This window comes from Cupriavidus sp. 05T41 (assembly GCF_056396525.1).
Map to the genome: position 1 here is coordinate 1 of NZ_JBFTLQ010000198.1, position 1,135 is coordinate 1,135.

Genomic DNA, 1,135 nt, shown 5'->3' on the forward strand with positions numbered 1-1,135 from the left:
GCCCGGGCGACACCCTGATCGGCGTGGCCGGGCAGTTCATGGACAGTCCCGGCGGCTGGCATGAGCTGCAGGCGCTGAACCGGGTGGCGGACCCGTACMGCCTGCCGCCCGGCATGCGCCTGCGCATTCCGCTGGCGCGCATTCCGGTTGCCGCCGGCAGCGCGCGCGTGGTGTTCGTCACCGGCGCGGCGCGCGCCGATGGCCGCGCGCTGCAGGCCGGCATGACGCTGGCCGAGGGCGCGCGCCTGGAAACCGATGCCGGCGCCGCGCTCACCATCGAACTGGCCGATGGCTCGCGTATCAGCGTGCCGCCGGGCTCCGCGGTGGAGGTCCGGCGCCTGCGCGTGTTCGCACGCAKCGGGCTGACCGACACCGTGATCGGCGTCGGGCGGGGCGAGGTGGATTCCCGCGTGGCGCCGCGCGGCACCGGCGTGGGACGCTACGAGATCCGCACGCCGTCGCTGGTGACCGGCGTGCGTGGCACGCGCTTTCGCGTMGGCACGGCGGACGGCGCCAGCCAGGGCGCGGTGCTGGAGGGCCGCGTGCAGGCCCGCTCGCGGCGCGGCCAGCAGGCCGCCRTGGTGGCCGGCTACGGCRTCAGCGTATCGGCCGCCGGCGTGCTGGCGCGGCCGGCCGCGCTGTTGCCCGCGCCGGCGCTGTCGCCATTGCCGTCGCCGTTGCTGGCGAGCCGCGTCACGGTTGGCTGGACGCCGGTGGACAAGGCAGCTGCCTATCGGGTGGTGGTCTCGCGCGATGCCGAGCAAACGKAACTGCTGTCCTCGCAGCTGGTGCGTCGCGCCGAGGCCGGGCTGCAGGACCTGCCCGAAGGCACGCTCTACCTGGGCGTCAGCGCGCTGGACGCGCGCCAGCTCGGCGGTGCCGCCACGGTGGCGCCGCTGGTGGTGCGGCTCAGTCCGCCGGCGCCGTTCACGCTCGCGCCCGAGCGCGACGGCACGGCCTACGGCGAAGAAACCCGCTTCAGCTGGGCCGAGGTCGCCGGCGCCGCGCAGTACGAATTCGAGGTGGCCGCCGACGCGGACTTCAGCCAGGGCGCCGTGCAGGCGCGCGCGGCCGCGCCCGCGGCCAGCCGGCCGCTGGCGCCGGGGCGCTGGTGGTGGCGCGTGCGGTCCGTCGA

At 76.5% G+C, this 1,135-nt stretch carries 1 protein-coding gene; it reads left to right on the top strand.

Annotated features, from left to right (window positions below):
* The coding region (locus tag AC1DKV_RS40450; RefSeq protein ID WP_477139764.1) for a FecR family protein at positions 1–1,135 on the top strand (1,135 nt) is incomplete at both ends.